At 63.8% G+C, this 14,661-nt stretch carries 20 protein-coding genes and 2 tRNA genes; 8 read left to right on the top strand and 14 right to left on the bottom strand.

The window, feature by feature from the left end; all coding sequences use genetic code 11:
* Nucleotides 1-20: 20 nt before the first annotated feature.
* Together CFB41_RS12730 and CFB41_RS12725 are read right to left on the bottom strand one after the other, a co-directional pair.
* Nucleotides 21-515, bottom strand: a complete 495-nt coding sequence (locus CFB41_RS12730; protein WP_089456726.1) for a hypothetical protein — start codon at nt 513-515, stop codon at nt 21-23.
* Entirely contained in the window at nt 512-1,063 is a 552-nt protein-coding gene (locus tag CFB41_RS12725; RefSeq protein ID WP_089456725.1) for a hypothetical protein, read from the bottom strand. The genes CFB41_RS12730 and CFB41_RS12725 overlap by 4 nt, the downstream gene beginning before the upstream one ends.
* 288 nt (nt 1,064-1,351) lie before the next feature.
* Between CFB41_RS12725 and CFB41_RS12720 the strand changes: the two genes are divergently transcribed.
* From CFB41_RS12720 to CFB41_RS12710, 3 genes are all read left to right on the top strand, one after another.
* Nucleotides 1,352-1,558: a hypothetical protein gene (locus CFB41_RS12720; protein ID WP_089456724.1), complete on the top strand. Its 207-nt coding sequence runs from the start codon at nt 1,352-1,354 to the stop codon at nt 1,556-1,558.
* Nucleotides 1,559-1,696: 138 nt separating this feature from the next.
* Entirely contained in the window at nt 1,697-3,118 is a 1,422-nt protein-coding gene (otsA, locus tag CFB41_RS12715; RefSeq protein ID WP_089456723.1) for an alpha,alpha-trehalose-phosphate synthase (UDP-forming), read from the top strand.
* Nucleotides 3,111-3,692, top strand: coding sequence for an AAA family ATPase (locus CFB41_RS12710; RefSeq protein ID WP_089457185.1), 582 nt, complete (start codon nt 3,111-3,113; stop codon nt 3,690-3,692). The genes otsA and CFB41_RS12710 overlap by 8 nt, the downstream gene beginning before the upstream one ends.
* A gap of 31 nt (nt 3,693-3,723) precedes the next feature.
* Here CFB41_RS12710 and CFB41_RS12705 read toward each other — a convergent pair whose 3' ends face one another.
* Together CFB41_RS12705 and CFB41_RS12700 are read right to left on the bottom strand one after the other, a co-directional pair.
* Nucleotides 3,724-5,091 (bottom strand): MFS transporter, encoded by a 1,368-nt coding sequence (locus tag CFB41_RS12705; RefSeq protein ID WP_089456722.1) that lies wholly within the window; start codon nt 5,089-5,091, stop codon nt 3,724-3,726.
* A gap of 159 nt (nt 5,092-5,250) precedes the next feature.
* Nucleotides 5,251-5,631 carry a DUF5594 family protein gene (locus tag CFB41_RS12700; RefSeq protein WP_085041199.1) on the bottom strand — a complete coding sequence of 127 codons (381 nt, stop codon included), beginning with the start codon at nt 5,629-5,631 and terminating at the stop codon, nt 5,251-5,253.
* Between the two features lie 117 nt (nt 5,632-5,748).
* Here CFB41_RS12700 and CFB41_RS12695 point away from each other — a divergent pair, with 117 nt between their 5' ends.
* On the top strand, nt 5,749-6,150 hold the full coding sequence (locus tag CFB41_RS12695) for a hypothetical protein (protein ID WP_089456721.1): 402 nt from the start codon (nt 5,749-5,751) through the stop codon (nt 6,148-6,150).
* Between the two features lie 183 nt (nt 6,151-6,333).
* Here the strand turns inward: CFB41_RS12695 and CFB41_RS12690 are convergent, their stop codons facing one another.
* Nucleotides 6,334-6,642, bottom strand: coding sequence for a hypothetical protein (locus CFB41_RS12690; protein WP_046544669.1), 309 nt, complete (start codon nt 6,640-6,642; stop codon nt 6,334-6,336).
* A 144-nt stretch (nt 6,643-6,786) separates the two neighbouring features.
* On the opposite strand from CFB41_RS12690, the gene eco reads away from it, so the two are divergent.
* The gene (eco, locus tag CFB41_RS12685; protein WP_046544670.1) at nt 6,787-7,287 is read left to right on the top strand and encodes a serine protease inhibitor ecotin; all 501 of its coding nucleotides are present in this window, start codon (nt 6,787-6,789) and stop codon (nt 7,285-7,287) included.
* A 29-nt stretch (nt 7,288-7,316) separates the two neighbouring features.
* On the opposite strand, the gene CFB41_RS12680 is transcribed toward eco, so the two are convergent.
* Complete coding sequence (locus tag CFB41_RS12680) at nt 7,317-7,931, bottom strand: TetR/AcrR family transcriptional regulator (protein WP_089456720.1); 615 nt, start codon at nt 7,929-7,931, stop codon at nt 7,317-7,319.
* A 115-nt stretch (nt 7,932-8,046) separates the two neighbouring features.
* On the opposite strand from CFB41_RS12680, the gene CFB41_RS12675 reads away from it, so the two are divergent.
* Nucleotides 8,047-8,787 (top strand): SDR family NAD(P)-dependent oxidoreductase, encoded by a 741-nt coding sequence (locus CFB41_RS12675; RefSeq protein ID WP_089456719.1) that lies wholly within the window; start codon nt 8,047-8,049, stop codon nt 8,785-8,787.
* Nucleotides 8,788-8,840: 53 nt separating this feature from the next.
* On the opposite strand, the gene CFB41_RS12670 is transcribed toward CFB41_RS12675, so the two are convergent.
* From CFB41_RS12670 to CFB41_RS12660, 3 genes are all read right to left on the bottom strand, one after another.
* On the bottom strand, nt 8,841-9,173 hold the full coding sequence (locus CFB41_RS12670; protein WP_089456718.1) for a hypothetical protein: 333 nt from the start codon (nt 9,171-9,173) through the stop codon (nt 8,841-8,843).
* A 212-nt stretch (nt 9,174-9,385) separates the two neighbouring features.
* A tRNA-Met gene (locus CFB41_RS12665) sits at nt 9,386-9,462 on the bottom strand.
* A gap of 348 nt (nt 9,463-9,810) precedes the next feature.
* Nucleotides 9,811-10,335 (bottom strand): excisionase, encoded by a 525-nt coding sequence (locus CFB41_RS12660; protein ID WP_089456717.1) that lies wholly within the window; start codon nt 10,333-10,335, stop codon nt 9,811-9,813.
* A gap of 504 nt (nt 10,336-10,839) precedes the next feature.
* On the opposite strand from CFB41_RS12660, the gene CFB41_RS37325 reads away from it, so the two are divergent.
* On the top strand, nt 10,840-11,868 hold the full coding sequence (locus CFB41_RS37325) for a hypothetical protein (protein WP_144029916.1): 1,029 nt from the start codon (nt 10,840-10,842) through the stop codon (nt 11,866-11,868).
* Between the two features lie 106 nt (nt 11,869-11,974).
* Nucleotides 11,975-12,463, top strand: coding sequence for a hypothetical protein (locus CFB41_RS12650; protein ID WP_089456715.1), 489 nt, complete (start codon nt 11,975-11,977; stop codon nt 12,461-12,463).
* Between the two features lie 20 nt (nt 12,464-12,483).
* Here CFB41_RS12650 and CFB41_RS12645 read toward each other — a convergent pair whose 3' ends face one another.
* The 5 genes from CFB41_RS12645 to CFB41_RS12630 all read right to left on the bottom strand — a co-directional run bounded on the left by CFB41_RS12645 (nt 12,484) and on the right by CFB41_RS12630 (nt 14,636).
* Nucleotides 12,484-12,744 (bottom strand): pyocin activator PrtN family protein, encoded by a 261-nt coding sequence (locus CFB41_RS12645; RefSeq protein ID WP_089456714.1) that lies wholly within the window; start codon nt 12,742-12,744, stop codon nt 12,484-12,486.
* Nucleotides 12,745-12,904: 160 nt separating this feature from the next.
* On the bottom strand, nt 12,905-13,165 hold the full coding sequence (locus tag CFB41_RS12640; protein WP_089456713.1) for a pyocin activator PrtN family protein: 261 nt from the start codon (nt 13,163-13,165) through the stop codon (nt 12,905-12,907).
* Entirely contained in the window at nt 13,162-13,950 is a 789-nt protein-coding gene (locus CFB41_RS12635; RefSeq protein ID WP_179250030.1) for a DUF4238 domain-containing protein, read from the bottom strand. Before CFB41_RS12635 ends, CFB41_RS12640 begins: the two co-directional genes overlap by 4 nt.
* 214 nt (nt 13,951-14,164) lie before the next feature.
* Entirely contained in the window at nt 14,165-14,398 is a 234-nt protein-coding gene (locus tag CFB41_RS38095) for a hypothetical protein (RefSeq protein WP_179250027.1), read from the bottom strand.
* Between the two features lie 161 nt (nt 14,399-14,559).
* A tRNA-Met gene (locus tag CFB41_RS12630) sits at nt 14,560-14,636 on the bottom strand.
* Nucleotides 14,637-14,661: the final 25 nt, after the last annotated feature.

Here is a 14,661-nt window from a genome sequence, read left to right as displayed (position 1 = left end):
ATGCGCGGCCTATCGCATCGCTACTGCAGATTCCCCCACCGATCGACCGCCGGTTCCGCCGACGCCCACTTCCAGTGCGTGCCTTGCTGGCAGGCATTCGCGAAATACCAGTCGGCCTTGTCGCCGTCCTTCACCGAGAACGCGAATTCCTTGCACAGCGCGAGCGGCGTCGAATAAGCGCGCGCGACGCGCACCTCGCCTTCGCCGTTTTCCAGCGGCAGCGTGTTCTTCACCTTCCACGGCTTTACTTCGCCGACGGCCAGGCTGCCGGCCGTCTTCGCAATCGCGTCCTGCTGGTTCTGATGGAGCTGCTTCATCGTGCGGTTGACGGCTTCGTCGGTCGCGGCCTGCACGGCAATCCCGACGCCGACGCCGACCGCCGGGTTCGCGGTGACGAGGCCCGTCGCCGCGCCGGCGAGGGCGCCGCTCGCCGCGCCGACCGACCCGCAGCCCGACAGCGTGGCCGTTGCCGCGCACATCGCGCCGATGGCCGCGATACGGAGCGCGACGCTCATTGCAGTGCGCCCCAGCGTTCGGTCGCCGGCTCGGCCGATGCCCATTTCCACACGGGGCCGTCGCGGCAGATCGTGGCGACGTAGAAGGCCGATTGCGCGGCTTTGTCGGGTTTCGCGGGCGTATCGACCGCGAACACGATTTCCTTGCAGTCGAGCGGGCCGATGCTGATCATCCGGCTGACCGTCACGCGACCCTGCTCGTCGTCCTCGATCGGGAACGAGTGGTGCGTCGACCACGGCGCAACGCCGCCCACGTCGAGCGGGCCCGCCGCCTTCGCGATCTGTTCCTGGGTGTAACGGTGTGCGACCCGCTGCGAGTACTGGACGCCCGCCCGCGCCCCGGCGACGGCGCCGAGGCCGATGCCCGTCGCAACGGCGGCGTTGTTGGTGACCTTGGAAGCGATCGCGGCGCCCGCGATACCGGCGCCGGCAGTCGCGCCTTCGCTGTACAGCGAGTTGCAGCCGGACAGCAGTGCGGCCGTGGCGATCACGGCCAGCACGACGCGCGCCCGCGTGGCCCGGCGCGGCGATTCGAAACGAATGTTCATCCCTGAGTGCAAGTCCTGTCTGGGTGAGCGGCGACGCGTGCACGCCCTGATGCCGCGTCATTGTTTCGCAATTGTCATGGGAAAACTGCAAAGCTTTGACAAATCGCCGTGCGGCAGGCCGCGTGCGCGCGAGCGGCGTTATTGTCGGATAGATGCTTGCGAAGGGGTCGAAACGTTACAAATTGAAGGTAATTGTTACCTTCGGATGCGATCAGGCGACCTAGACTGTTGTGCGATGGAATGTTTCTACGACGGCCTCGGGCCGCACCGCATATGAGACACCCAGCTATGCGCCGTTCGAAACGGCTGTCACCTCGGCCGCCCGACGCGGCGGCCGGCCGTCCGGAGGACCGCCCGCGTCCGCGGACCGACGCGCCATCGGCGCCGCCGGGCGCGCCCGACGACACGCCGTCGGACGGCGATCACAACCAGGGCGGTGCCCGCCCGGAAGGGCTCGACTATCAGCGCGACCTCGGTCAGGAGCAGGACGCGTGATTCCGTCGTAGCCGCATTCCACCGCCGTATTTCATTGCAATTCTCGGAACTGAGTCGCCGCGCGGCCGCCTTCGGGCCGCCGCGCCCGCTTTGGCGTGCGTCGCGCGCCAGCCAATCGAATCGAGGAGGGGAAGTCGCATGAGCAGATTGATCGTGGTATCGAACCGTGTCGCCGCCGGCGAGGACACGCGCCCGAGCGCGGGCGGCCTGGCGGTCGGCGTGATGGACGCGCTGAAGGAAACGGGCGGCGTCTGGTTCGGCTGGAACGGCGAGATCGTCGACGCACCCGACACCGCGCCCGCAATCCAGCGGGACGGCAACGTCACCTACGCGACGGTCGGGCTGACCCGCCGCGACTACGACCAGTACTACCGCGGCTTCTCGAACGCGACGCTGTGGCCGGTGTTTCATTACCGCGGCGATCTCGCGCGCTTCGACCGTCAGGAGTACGCGGGCTACCTGCGCGTGAACGCGATGCTCGCGAAGCAGCTCGCCGCGTTGCTGCGCCCCGACGACCTGATCTGGGTGCACGACTATCACCTGTTGCCGTTCGCGCATTATCTGCGCGAGCTCGGCGTGAAGAACCCGATCGGCTTCTTCCTGCACATCCCGTTTCCGTCGCCCGACATGCTGCGTCTCGTGCCGCCGCACGAGGAGCTCGTGAAGTTCATGTGCGCGTACGACGTCGCGGGCTTCCAGACCGAGGCCGACAAGCAGGCGTTTACCGACTACATCGAGCGGCGCGGGATCGGCGCGGCAAGCGACGACGGGATGCTGCACGCGCATGGCCGCGTCGTGAAGGTCGCCGCCTATCCGATCGGCGTGCATCCCGACGCGATCGCGCAGGCGGCCGTCCAGTACGGCACGCGCAAGCCGGTGAAGATGCTGCGCGAGGCGCTCGACGGCCGCAAGCTGGTGATGAGCGTCGACCGCCTCGATTATTCGAAGGGGCTCGTCGAGCGCTTCCAGTCGTTCGAGCGGATGCTCGCGAACGCGCCGGGCTGGCAGGGGCGCGTGTCGCTCCTGCAGATCGCCCCGCCGACGCGTTCCGACGTGAAGACCTATCAGGACATCCGCGAAACGCTCGAGGGCGAGGCCGGCCGCATCAACGGCCGCTTCTCGCAGCTCGACTGGACACCGATCCAGTACCTGAACCGCAAGTACGAGCGCAACCTGCTGATGGCGTTCTTCCGGATGTCGCAGGTGGGCTACGTGACGCCGCTGCGTGACGGGATGAATCTCGTCGCGAAGGAGTACGTCGCGTCGCAGGATCCGGCCGATCCGGGCGTGCTCGTGCTGTCGGAGTTCGCGGGCGCGGCAGCCGAGCTGACCGGCGCGCTCCTCGTCAATCCGTACGACCTGTCGCAGATGGCCGAGGCGCTCGAGCGCGCGCTGTCGATGCCGCTCGCGGAGCGGCAGGCGCGCCACGAGGAAAACCTCGCGCGGTTGCGCGCGAACGACCTGTCGGTCTGGCGCGATACGTTCGTCGCCGACTTGCGCAGTGTCGCGGCGGCCGCGTCGGTCACGCGGCGCGCGGGCCGGCGGGTTGCGCATGCGTGAGTTTGGACCGGAGCCCGGCGTGGAGGACGACGCTACCCGTCGCTTCTTTGTCGTGACCGGTGGCCCGGGGTCGGGCAAGAGCACGTTGCTCGATGCGCTCGAGCGTGCCGGTTTCGCGCGCTCGCAGGAAGCAGGGCGCGGGGTGATCCGTGACCAGATGGCGATCGACGGCCAGGCGTTGCCGTGGCGTGACCCGGCGGCGTTCGCCGAGCTGATGCTGAGCTGGGAGATGCGTTCATACGATCTCGCACGCCGCGCGCGCGGGCCCGTGTTCTTCGATCGAGGCGTGCCGGACGTGGTCGGCTATCTCCGGCTGACAGGGCTCGCGGTGCCCGCGCATGCGCAAGCCGCGGCCCGTCGTTTCCGCTACCACCGGCGCGTGTTCATCGCGCCGCCGTGGCCGGACATCTATACGCAGGACACCGAACGCCGGCAGGATTTCGCGGAAGCCGTGCGCACCTACGACGCGATGGTCGAGTGCTACACGTCGTATGGCTACCGGCTGGTCGAACTGCCGCGCGAGAGTGTGAAGACGCGCGTGCGCTTCGTGCTGGACGCGCTCGACGCGGCGTGATGCTCGGCCACGCACGCGGTGCGCGGGGGCGTCAGGTCGCCGTGTCCGGCCGCGGCGACGTGATGCGCAGCATGCTGACGACCGCGGCCACCGCCGCGAATGCCGCGGCGACATAGAGCGCGATCGTCGGCCCGCGGTCCGGCACGAGCCCGAAAATCAACGCGACGAGCGCGGCACCGAGCGTCTGCCCGGTGAGCCGCGCGGTGCTCAGCATGCCGCCCGCGCCGCCGCTGCGTTCGCGCGGCGCCGACGACAGCATCGCGCGGTTGTTCGGCGACTGGAACAACCCGAAGCCCGCACCGCACAGTGCCATCCGCCACACGATGTCGACGGTGCCCGGGTGCGCGCCGATCGTCGCGAGCGACAGCAGCCCGGCCGCGAACAGCGCGAGCCCGATCCCGCCGAGGATGCCGGCCGAATAGCGATCCGACAGCACGCCCGCGAGCGGCGCAGCGAACACGATCACGAGCGGCCACGGCGTCATGTACAGGCCCGTCTCGACCTGCGAGAAGCCGAGCGAGTTCTGCAGCCAGAACGGCAGCGCGACGAACGCGAGCATCTGCGACGTGAACGACGCCGTCGATGTGTAGACCGACAGCGCGAACATCGGGATGCGCATCAGGTCGACCGGCAGCAGCGGCGCCGGCTGCGACAGCTGGCGCTTCACGAAGAAGTAGCCGACGACGAACGCGACGGCCAGCTCGGCCGCGACATACGCATGGCCTTCGCCATGGCCGAGCCCGTCGACGGCCGTGATCAGCAGCCCGAACACGCACGCGTTCATCAGCGCGCTCGCGAAATCGTACGGTGCGTCGTGCAGCGGGTTGGCCGGCAGCGCACGCACGCTACCGAGTACCGCGGCGATGCCGATCGGCACGTTGACCGCGAACAGCCATGGCCACGACGCGAACGACAGGATCGCGGACGCGACCGTCGGCCCGATCGCCGACGACAGCGCCACCACCATCGCATTGATCGACAGCCCGCGCCCGAGCAGCGACGACGGGTAGATCATCCGCACGAGCGCCGCGTTGACGCTCATGATGCCGGCCGCGCCGAAGCCCTGGATCACGCGCATCACGGCCAGCATCGGCAACGAGCCGGCGAGCGCGCAGCCGAGCGACGCCGCGGTGAACAGTGCGAGCCCCGCGATGTAGATACGGCGATAGCCGATGCGCTCGCCAAGCGACGCGAGCGGCAGCAGCGTGATCGTGACCGCGAGCTGGTACGCGTTGACGATCCAGATCGACGCGGCGTCGGATGCGTGCAGGTCGCGCGCGATCGTCGGCAGCGCGACGTTCGCGATGGCGCCGTCGAGCACGGCGAGCGTGATGCCCAGTGCGACGCAGACGATCGCCCAGTAGCGTTGCGGAAGCGGCAGGCCGGTATCGGCGTTCATGGCGGGAGCAGAGGCGTGGTTGTCCGCGCGCCCGGTTGCCGGTTGCGTGCGCAACCATGCGCAAGGGTGGAGGCGGCGATGAGCGGCCCGGCCGGCGCAACTGCACCGGAGCGGGGCCGGTCGAGTGTATCACCGGGCCGCATCGCGCGACGCCGGCGCTCAGCCTTCGAAGTCGAGGCCGCCGAGTCGCACGAGCGGGTCGGCCTGCGTGCGCGACAGGAGATCGATGTCGCGCGCGCTCTGCCATGCACCCAGCTTTTTCGGCAGCGCGGCGAGGTAGTGCTCGAAGCGTTGCGGGCCGTCCGGCTCCATCAGCCGCTCGATTTCGTCGGTGTCCCAGGTCAGCTCGAGGTTCAGCGGATGCTCGAAGCCGCTGACGTGCTCGTGCGGTGCGCTGCGGATCTGCACGCGCGTCGGGTGCCCGTGGCCGCCATACGGGACGACGTCGGTCAGCACGTGTTCGGCGAAGAAGGCGGCGATTGCCTGTGCGATGCGCGGGGCGAATTCGGTATCGAAACGGCGGGCGGTTTCCGGCTGCATGACGGCGTCTCCTGTATGCCGAAAATCGTAGCACGGCGACGGCGCATTTCGATGGGCGTGATACCGGTAATCGCGCGTTACCACTTGCTGCATCTATTACGGCCGCAAGCCGCCACAATGCATCACATCCAGTACCACTTCGCGTGGGAGTCCATCATGAAAAAAATTGCCGCAGTGTGTGTCCTCGCCGGTTCGCTTGCCGTGGCAGGCCCGGCGTCCGCGCATGGCCGCGACGGTGGCGCCGTCATCGGCGCGTTGATCGGCGGCGCGGTGCTCGGCGCGATCGTGACGTCCGCGATGAATCCGCCCGTCGCGTATCAGGCGCCTGCTTACCAGGCGCCGGCCTATCAGCCGCCGACGTACTACCAGGCGCCCGCGTACCAGCAGCCTGCGTATCCGACCTACCAGCAGGCGCAGTACCAGGACGACGGCCCGAACTATTGCTACGACCGCTACCAGCGCGCGTATGTGTGCGGCGCGCCCGTATCGGGTGGCTACGCGCAGCCGGCAGGCTGGTGAGCACGCCGACGCGCGAAGCGTGAACGGGCGGCGGTAGCGCCGTTCGCTTCATCGCGCCGGACGACAAAAAGGCCCTCGCTTGATGCGAGGGCCTTCGTCTTTTGGGCGGCCGTCCGTTCGTCTGCGTGACACGCCGGCCATCCTGGCGCGCGGTACGGGGATACAAACGGTTGCAAATGCGCGTCAGTGGCGATGGCCGCCGCCTCCGCCGCCATCGTTCCAGTCGCCACCGCGGTGTCCGCCGCCGCGCCCCCAGCCGTTGCCGCGGTTGCCACGATCGCCGTCCCAGCGATGGTAGTCGCGCCGGCCTCGATCCCAGTCGCGTCCGCCGCCACCGCCCCAGATATTGACCGTGCCGTACACGGGCGACGGGGCGTACGCGTAGCCGGGATCGGAATAGTAGGGCTGCCCGTAGCCGTATCCGGCGTCCGGGGCGACGACGCAGCCGGCCAGCAGGGTGGCGACGCCGGCGGCCGCAATGAGCTTCAGCATGATGTTCTCCGTTGGTTCTCGTATAAGTACCGCGCAAGGGGATTGCCAGCTGTTTGCAATTGTGTCGTCAAATTACAGCGGCGTAAGGTCTTGCGATGGAAGTGTTAGCATCCAGGGCTCATTTTGTTTTTCAGGAGTACATCGATGAAATTCGCGATCCGGGCCGCACTGGCCGCCTTCTGCGTGACGACAGCCGCCGCCTGCGTGGCGGGGCCCGCTTCGGCGCCCGCCGTGACGGCCGAGTCGATCAAGATGTTTCCGCAGGCAGCGGCCGGACAGCAGCGTGTCGTGATCGCGCTGCCCGCGCTCGAGAACGAAGGCGATGCGCGAGTCGAACTGATGATCGGCAAGACGCTGCAGACCGACTGCAACCAGCAGTGGTTCGGCGGCGAGCTGACCGCCGAGGACGTGAAGGGCTGGGGCTATACGTACTACCGGCTCACCGACGTGAAGGGGCCGGCATCGACGCTGATGGCATGCCCGGGCCAGGCACCGCAGCAACGATTCGTGCAGGTGCGCGGTGATGGCCAGCTGCTGCGCTACAACAGTCGCCTGCCGCTCGTCGTCTATGTACCGGACGGCTTCGAGGTGCGCTATCGCGTGTGGCATGCGTCGAAGGACGTGCAACACGCGGCGAAGCAGTAACGTTACGGCGCGGCCGCGGCGTAACGTCGCTAAGTGCCGCCCGTACCGACGAGCGCCGGCCACGCGGCCAGCGCGGCTTGCGCGACGGCCTCCAGATCGCGACGGCTCGCACCGTCGCGCGCCTGGATCGACATCCCCTGCTGGACCGTGACGTAGTACCGCGCGATTGCGTCGAGGTTCGCTTGTGCGGCGATCTCGCCGGTCGCGACCCCTTGCCCGAGACGTTCGCGCAGGTTCTCGACCGTGCGCTCGCGCATCGCGATCAGCGTTTGCCGGACCGTATCGGAGCGCTCGGCCGGATGCAGTGCGGACAGTACGATCAGGCAGCCGGCCGGCTTCGAGCGCCGCGTGAACACGCGTGCGGTATCCATCAGGTAGTTCCGTACGGCGTCGTGCGCGCTGCCGGCCTGTTCGACACCCGCCCAGATTTCCCGTCCCTCCGTTGCGCCGTAGTGATCGAGCGCTTGCCGGAACAACGCTTCCTTGCTGCCGAACGCCGCATACAGGCTCGGCGACGCGATGCCCATCGCGGCCGTCAGGTCGGCCATCGACGCGCCTTCGTAGCCGAGGCGCCAGAACACCTCCATCGCGCGATCCAGCGCCGCTTCCTTGTCGAAGCTTCTCGGTCGGCCTCGTTCAGCCATTGCGTCCGTTCCTTGATCGATTTCTGTATCGATCGATAAATTAAATCAATTGACTGTGTCGCGCAACTTGTCACATTCTGTGTCGGTCGTTACATAAATGAGGAAAGGAACCGACATGAACCGACTTCAGGGCAAGCGTGCACTCGTCACGGGCGGCAGCCGCGGCATCGGGGCGGCGATCGCGAAACGGCTGGCGGCCGAGGGCGCGGACGTCGCAATCACCTACGAGAAATCGGCGGAGCGGGCGCAGGCGGTCGTCGCCGGCATCGAGGCGCTGGGCCGCCGCGCCGTTGCGATCCAGGCCGACAGCGCCGATCCGGCGGCCGTGCGCGATGCGGTCGATCGTGCGGCGGAGGCGTTCGGCGGTCTCGACATTCTCGTCAACAACGCGGGGATTTTCCGGGCCGGCGCGCTGGACGACCTCACGCTCGACGATATCGACGCGACGCTGAACGTGAACGTGCGCGCGGTGATCGTCGCGTCGCAGGCGGCGGCGCGGCATCTCGGGGAGGGCGGGCGCATCGTGTCGACCGGCAGCTGCCTCGCCACGCGCGTGCCCGATGCGGGGATGAGCCTCTATGCGGCGAGCAAGGCCGCGCTGATCGGCTGGACGCAGGGGCTCGCGCGCGATCTCGGTTCGCGCGGCATCACCGTCAACATCGTGCATCCGGGGTCGACGGATACCGACATGAACCCGGCCGACGGCGAGCATGCCGGTGCGCAGCGTTCGCGGATGGCGATCCCGCAGTACGGCAAGGCCGACGACGTGGCGGCGCTCGTGGCGTTCGTGGTCGGCCCGGAAGGGCGGTCGATCAATGGGACCGGGTTGACGATCGACGGTGGTGCGAACGCGTGAGTGTGTGAATGCCGACGCCCGGCGTGACTTTTCGACCGGGCGGTGTGTGTTCGTTATCGGCAGCCGAGCCGGTGATGCTCGGTTTCGAGATCGGCGCGCTTGTCGTAAGCGCGCAGCTCGTCGCGTGGCTTGCCGTCCGGGGCCATTCCGCGCACGACCTTCTGGCCGCGGTCGGGGGCGTGCGTAACGGCGTCGATCCCGGCGGCCAGTTCGCGGCAGCGTGCGTTGGGGGACGGGTTTTCCGCGGGCGGGGCTGCGGCGTTCGTGATGTTGGCGATGCCGGGGCTGACATAGCGAGGCTTCGCGGGCGCGGTGAGGGTGTCGGCGGCGTTTGCCGTGCCGGTCATCGCTGAAAGCGCGGCGAGTGCCGCGATCGCTCGAATCATTGCGGGAGTCCGGATGCTGAAGAAGGTTCGGAATTCTACGCAATGTGTGGCGCAGGGCCGCGGCGATCGGGCCGGATGCGATCGTGTGTCGCAGGGGATGCCTGGGGCTGAATGTTTTGCGATTCGTCTGCATCGCAGCCCGTCGGTGCTCACGCAGCAGTACATGCGAAAAGCAAAAAGCCCGCTTGCTTTCGCAGAGCTGGCTTCGATATTGGTTGCGGGGGTAGGATTTGAACCTACGACCTTCGGGTTATGAGCCCGACGAGCTGCCAGACTGCTCCACCCCGCGGCGCGAAGTGTACTCGGGCTGATGGGGAGAGTCAACGATCTTTGATCGCGAGTCGAACGGAACCCTCGGTTTGCCGAGCGCGACGATTCGATTTGGCGTGTGCGTTGATTGCTTGTGCTTCCCGATCGGCTTCAACGTCAGGCGCTTTTCGTCGCCGCCGTTGCGGTATTGGGTCGTGGGAAAGTGGATGAGGCAATGAGGATGGCTGGTCCCCCGACAGAATTCACGCTTATATGACAGGCAAGAAGCGGGATGGAGGTGATGGCGAAAAGACCCCCAAAACAACCCCCTGATGACCGAATCCATGCGTGCGCCGAGCGCGATCGGCAGACGGACCGCACCGAATTGCTAGAACGATTCCCCATAGATCAGATCGAGCCGCTCGGCTTCGTAGTCGTAATAGCGCGCCGTCGGGCTGCAGAAGTAGGTCGCGCCGACCTTTCTCGGCGCCGGCCGGATCTTTCCGCTTTTGCACCATGCACGAAGCGTTGCTATGCTCGGCGCATATTCTCCAAACACCATCTCGGCCCATACACGAAGTGGAACGAGCTTCTGAGCTTCCTTGCTTTGCTTGGCAGGAGCAGCGGGCGCTCTCGTCGAGGCAAGCCGGTTCATCGCAGCACGCTCACGGTCGTCACTTCTGCTAATGCGCTCGACCAACGGTAGTCTGCGGTCGGTGTTCTCGAGGGCTAGCAGATCAAGGTAAGCTCGGATGTCGATCTCAATATCACCTTGCTCGGGGACGCGGAAATGGACGCCGCGAATAAGCCGACCATCCCTGATTTTTGCGCGGATGGGATTCGGTGATAGCTTCATCTTCCGTGCGGCTTCCTCCAGCGGCAGCCACTCATGATGCTCTCGGGTATCGGTCATATCGATGCAGGCTCGCGAGGGTCCGAACGAGCAATAATCCTACGCCTACATGGCCGTATTCACGACCGCTCATCTTGTCGCCATCCGCGCGATAGGCGCAGAAAGAATTCGATGCTTTGCTGAAGTATTCCCTTGAATGGCGGCGCCGACAAAGTGAGGCGGCTGCCGTCGATGTCCTATTTTGACGGCTTGGATGCGACTAACAAGACTGCCGCATGTGGCCCTGGATGGTCGCTCCACCCGAACATTGGGGATTTGGGGGGTAACGTCTCCATCAAGGTCGACGGCATGCCGGCCGCAGCGAGGATCCGGCGGACTCTATCGATTTCGCGAGGCTCAGAGGGGCTGGTGAATGGTGGGCTCATGCTGACCACCAGTCCGTAAATCGGTGCCCCGACTTGCAGTGTTGCGTACCCGGTTTTCCATCCGGCCTCATCGAAGGCGCTTCTGAGTTGCTGCGCATACTCGGAGGCTTCTTGGTCGTTGCCTACCGATGGAATCCAAATGTTTCCCAGCCCCTCGCTTTTGGCCGCAGCTACGAGTAATGCACGCTGCTCGGGAGTGAGGCGGCGTCGCGAGTTTAGTTCGCGCACATTTCCCGCGACAAAGGAGATATACATTGACAATGCTGCTGCCAGGGAGGGGAGGCCGACGAACACCGGCTGTGCATTCGCAAAGGCCGCGACACCCGACCATATAGTCGCGGCGATAGCGAGCAGGTTTGCATACGGCCACAACCGCTCTGCAGTTGCTGGTCGCATTTCTGACAATGGAAGCTTCACCTTTTCACCCCGTCAATTGCATTCGGCGGTTTCCGCGACCGCTTTTGATGCCTTGACGATTGTAGTCCATCTCGATTCCGATACTGCGCTCGCGACAGCGGAGCGTTCTCTGGTACGAGTGCTACGATCACACAACAGTGAAAGCGAAACAGAGGCAAGTGTGTCGATCCGTATATCCAAGCTTGAAGCCGCACGTCGCCAACTGCGCACGGCAATTCGAATGCTCTTCGATGAGGCGGATCCGGTTGCGATTCACACACTGGTGGGAGCGGCTTCCGTTCTGGCTGCAGATCTGGCCAAGCATCACCATCCGGACCAACATTTGGAGAAGTTGGCTCAGAAAGCGAACAATTTGACTTCGCAGCAGTATTTCGAAGTCGCTCGGGAAACGCAGAATTTCCTCAAGCACGCAGACCAAGACATCGACGAGGTCCATGAGTTCGATCCTATCGACACAGACGCTCTCGCTGTCGGTGCCATCCGCAATTTGGCCAATTTCGGCATACTGAGTCTTGAAGAAAGTGCACTCGAACTCTGGTACATCGCATGCAATGATCCTGAAGGGAAGGGCTATGCGGGCGAGTGGTTTGCCGAGGCTGCGCACTTTTTTGGCGATCTGAGAAACAGTGATCGACCGGCAAGACTGGCTAAGGGGCGCGAAGTTCTCAATGCCTTGCGCAGAGTGCGCGAGAGTGAATTCGCGTTGGGCGATGGCGGCCGAAATGGCATGCTTCGAGGCACCTCTAGATGAAGCACGAGGCTCTCTAGGATGAGCTTCGCGATTGATGCCTAATGTGCCTGGGCGCCTCGATCCGATATTCTCTCGGGTATCAAGACCGGACAAAGAGGCCTAAGCGATGGACGCCAGAAATGATCTTGCAGAGGACGCGCAGGCGAGAGAACTTGCACTCCGACGTGCAGCGCGTTCGTCGCTCGAGCAATGGTGGGAGCGCTTGGCCCAGCTGTCCTCTGCATGGGATCTTGAGACGGTCAAGCATCTCGTCGTGTTGAATGCGGCGGGGCTCGCCGGCGCAGCGACTTTATTAGCCGGCACGAGGCTGCAGCCGCCGAAGTGGATCGGCGCTGCCATATTGCTCGGATACGGACTCGGTGTTGCTTTGGCAATTCTCAACATGTACCTCGTTAGGTTGAGCCTTGACAGGAACCTCAACGAAGTCAAATCGCGGATGGCTGAGGTATACGACCTCACCAAGAAAATTGACCAGGCGTTTGATCCTCTCACCGCTGGAAGGAAAATCAATATCGCCGGTCAAACCTGTGGGTGGATAAGCGCGATACTTGCAATTGCAAGCACGCTTGCGATCGGTTTCAGTCTCGTCAACTGATCGATGGACGTGACCAGCGGCTACGCGCGTAACTGCGCAAATTCTTTCAGCGCCGCTGCGCGCCGATCGTCGATGTAGTTCGCTAGATCTTGAATATGGACGCCCTTGGCGCACTTCTGGGACTTTCCCATCCGAATGAGCGGAAGCGGAATTTCACCGGAGCCGATCTTTCGGATAAGCGTCGCGACCGTCATCGGCGCGAAGTAGTCTCGGCACACGACATCGATCGGTACGATCGCTGTTGCGTTGTACTGAGCCATCAGCAGGAAGACAGTGTTCATGTTCCGTGGGTGGCAATTGATTGATGCATGAGAACAATTCGTCGGTCACGTGCTCGACGTCCAGGCCGCGCTGCACCGACTGCCCGGCCCGTTAATGGGGCGCCCGCAATCGGCTTCAGCGTTGCCAACTGATCGGGCCGCGACATCGGTCGCCAGAGCGCTACGAGCGCAGCTGCTCGCATTCCTTTAACGCTGCAGCACGCCGCTCATCGATGTAGTTTGCGAGATCTTGAACGTGAACGCCCTTAGCCGACTTCAACGATTTTTCGATCCGGACGAGTGGGATGGCAATCTCCCCAGCGCTCACCTTACGCACAAACTGCGGAACGGTTAGATGCGAGAAGTAGTCCCGGCAGATAAGCTCGACCGGAATGACGGCAGTTGCTCCGTACTGCGCCATCAGTAAAAAGATCGTATTCATGGATGGTACGGAACCCATACGGGATCGTGTTGAGCAGAGCGTAAAGCCTCCTCCGAAGTACCGAACAGCTGCGCGTGGCACCCTGATGCAAGTTTCGCATTGAGGCGGCGGACTTGCTCCGTCGTAAGTGTTTCGCTGGCAAGAGGGAGGTTGTCATCGACCTCGTTCAATACCAATGCAAGGTCAGGAGAAATCGGGTAGTAGAGGGCCAAACGCTCAGGCGGGCCGTCTGCAATGGCCAATAGATTAGCCACGGGCTGATCACCGGTTATGAACGGCACGTCCGTCGTGTTTTGAATCAACACAAGTTTGCGTCGCCGTCGTTCAACATACAGGGTCGCCCCGACGTTTTCCGCGAAGGTAATGGCGAGGATCGGCCAGATTCTTGATATGTCTGGAACGCCGCCTTCCACGTTCAGCGCTAAAACGCGTTCGCGAACACCCTTTGTTCGCATGTTCTGCGTGCACAGGTAGTGCAGGAACGGGATGCAGTCCTGGTCGTGTCTATAGAAATCGATGTCGTGAACCAGCGCCCTTTTCAGCAACGGGATGAACGAGTGCTCAATCGCAGTGTGCCATTCCTCGAGGACGTTGCTGTGAAATGTATCAATCTCGCTATCGATGTCTGGTGATATGCCCTTGAGCCTGGAAGGGATTGCAATCCTTTCCAAAAATCTAAGCTGGCTTTGACGTGCGTCCTCGTTCTTCACTCCGCCGATCAAGACGCGAGCGAGCTGCAGATCTTGATTGCTGAGAGCCTTCAGTGTGTAGAAGTCGCGATCCACGGCAACTCGGACGGTTCCGGTTCGGAAGATCGAATCTGCGGCCAAGCATGTTATCGCCCCGTTGACTAGCCACGATTTCAGATAGTGTTGCCAGACATGGTGATGAAGTCGCTTTCTCATGTCATTTTCTGCGCTTCGAAGGATTGATTGCCTTGATTGCCTGCAGTTGGTCCATGCCCCGCGATTGTGATGCGGGGCATAACCACATGCGTGATTACTGGCGTGTGGTCCTCGGGTCAAGGCCGCCGATGAAATCGTCCGAGCCGACGCGATGAGAGCCGTAGTCGAAAACGTAGTCGGTGCCCAACTTTGCTGCTGCCGCGTTGGCGGCATCTTCGCTTGGGTAAATGCCAGCGAAGTGCCACGGTGCTTTTCGAATCACTCCCCAGCCCAGAACATGCCCTTTGTTATCCGGATCAGGTTTCAGCTCCGTAACGTCAATTTGCATAATGCCTCCTTGGAAAAGGAGATCATTATGTGCCATATGAGAATCGGTATCGAGGAGGTAAGGATCAGGATTGGTCGCGGGTGGCTTCTTGTCGTCACAACGGCGACATGCCGCGCACAAAATGAAAAGCCCGCTTGCTTTCGCAGAGCGGGCTTCAATGTTGGTTGCGGGGATAGGATTTGAACCTATGACCTTCGGGTTATGAGCCCGACGAGCTGCCAGACTGCTCCACCCCGCGGCGCGAAGTGTACGCGGACTGCTGC

The sequence above is a fragment of the Burkholderia sp. AU33803 genome (assembly GCF_002223095.1).
GTDB lineage: Bacteria > Pseudomonadota > Gammaproteobacteria > Burkholderiales > Burkholderiaceae > Burkholderia.
The sequence above is the reverse complement of the archived record's forward strand: the minus strand, read 5'-3'. Positions and strand labels throughout refer to the sequence as shown.

Coding starts and splice junctions, on each gene's coding strand:
- CFB41_RS12730 (WP_089456726.1), bottom strand. CDS start 515: ATGAGCGTCGCGCTCCGTATCGCGGCCATCGGCGCGATGTGCGCGGCA.
- CFB41_RS12725 (WP_089456725.1), bottom strand. CDS start 1,063: ATGAACATTCGTTTCGAATCGCCGCGCCGGGCCACGCGGGCGCGCGTC.
- CFB41_RS12720 (WP_089456724.1), top strand. CDS start 1,352: ATGCGCCGTTCGAAACGGCTGTCACCTCGGCCGCCCGACGCGGCGGCC.
- otsA (WP_089456723.1), top strand. CDS start 1,697: ATGAGCAGATTGATCGTGGTATCGAACCGTGTCGCCGCCGGCGAGGAC.
- CFB41_RS12710 (WP_089457185.1), top strand. CDS start 3,111: ATGCGTGAGTTTGGACCGGAGCCCGGCGTGGAGGACGACGCTACCCGT.
- CFB41_RS12705 (WP_089456722.1), bottom strand. CDS start 5,091: ATGAACGCCGATACCGGCCTGCCGCTTCCGCAACGCTACTGGGCGATC.
- CFB41_RS12700 (WP_085041199.1), bottom strand. CDS start 5,631: ATGCAGCCGGAAACCGCCCGCCGTTTCGATACCGAATTCGCCCCGCGC.
- CFB41_RS12695 (WP_089456721.1), top strand. CDS start 5,749: ATGCATCACATCCAGTACCACTTCGCGTGGGAGTCCATCATGAAAAAA.
- CFB41_RS12690 (WP_046544669.1), bottom strand. CDS start 6,642: ATGCTGAAGCTCATTGCGGCCGCCGGCGTCGCCACCCTGCTGGCCGGC.
- eco (WP_046544670.1), top strand. CDS start 6,787: ATGAAATTCGCGATCCGGGCCGCACTGGCCGCCTTCTGCGTGACGACA.
- CFB41_RS12680 (WP_089456720.1), bottom strand. CDS start 7,931: ATGGCTGAACGAGGCCGACCGAGAAGCTTCGACAAGGAAGCGGCGCTG.
- CFB41_RS12675 (WP_089456719.1), top strand. CDS start 8,047: ATGAACCGACTTCAGGGCAAGCGTGCACTCGTCACGGGCGGCAGCCGC.
- CFB41_RS12670 (WP_089456718.1), bottom strand. CDS start 9,173: ATGATTCGAGCGATCGCGGCACTCGCCGCGCTTTCAGCGATGACCGGC.
- CFB41_RS12660 (WP_089456717.1), bottom strand. CDS start 10,335: ATGACCGATACCCGAGAGCATCATGAGTGGCTGCCGCTGGAGGAAGCC.
- CFB41_RS37325 (WP_144029916.1), top strand. CDS start 10,840: ATGTTTCCCAGCCCCTCGCTTTTGGCCGCAGCTACGAGTAATGCACGC.
- CFB41_RS12650 (WP_089456715.1), top strand. CDS start 11,975: ATGGACGCCAGAAATGATCTTGCAGAGGACGCGCAGGCGAGAGAACTT.
- CFB41_RS12645 (WP_089456714.1), bottom strand. CDS start 12,744: ATGAACACTGTCTTCCTGCTGATGGCTCAGTACAACGCAACAGCGATC.
- CFB41_RS12640 (WP_089456713.1), bottom strand. CDS start 13,165: ATGAATACGATCTTTTTACTGATGGCGCAGTACGGAGCAACTGCCGTC.
- CFB41_RS38095 (WP_179250027.1), bottom strand. CDS start 14,398: ATGCAAATTGACGTTACGGAGCTGAAACCTGATCCGGATAACAAAGGG.